Annotated in this window: 1 protein-coding gene; it reads right to left on the bottom strand. The window is 59.4% G+C overall.

What is annotated here, in order from left to right:
- A partial coding sequence (locus WH277_RS05525) for an NAD-dependent epimerase/dehydratase family protein (protein ID WP_339504892.1) occupies window positions 1-608 on the bottom strand: 608 nt, incomplete at both ends.

Here is a 608-nt window from a genome sequence, read left to right as displayed (position 1 = left end):
TTCTCTGACCATTTCATCAAATGAGGCGTTAGCCTGGAAACCCAGCTGGCGCGCATAGCTCGCCTGGAAGTCGCCGGGCCAGGAGTTGACGATCTTAACGATCGCCGGGTCGGGCTGATGGCTGATTCGTGATAAGACCCCATCACCGCTGATACGCCTGAGTGAAGCCAGCATCTCTTCTACCGTCACCGACAGGCCGCACAGATTAATGACGCGGCCCTGATCCAAATCCTCACCGTTCAGTTCGTGCCCGAGGATCAGCGCCTGCACGGCTCTGGCCGGGGACATTAGCCACAGACGTGTGGCCAGGCTGACCGGGCAGTTGGCATTTTCACCGTTCAGCGGCTCGCGGATAATGCCGCTGGCAAAACTCGAAGCCGCCGCATTAGGTTTGCCCGGACGCACAACGATAGTGGGCATACGCAGGCTGCGCCCATCGAGGAAGCCCTTACGGCTGTAGTCGGACAGCAACAGGTCGTTCATGGCTTTTTGCGTGCCATAGGAACTTTGCGGCATCCAGACCTGGTCGTCAGGGACTTTCTCGGGGAGCTTGCCGCCAAATACAGCGACGGAGCTGGTGGTGACCAGCCGTACGCACTGCGGTAAGG

The organism is Erwinia sp. MYb416, assembly GCF_037479575.1.
In the GTDB taxonomy this organism is placed as follows: Bacteria; Pseudomonadota; Gammaproteobacteria; order Enterobacterales; family Enterobacteriaceae; genus Erwinia; species Erwinia rhapontici.
The sequence above is the reverse complement of the archived record's forward strand: the minus strand, read 5'-3'. Positions and strand labels throughout refer to the sequence as shown.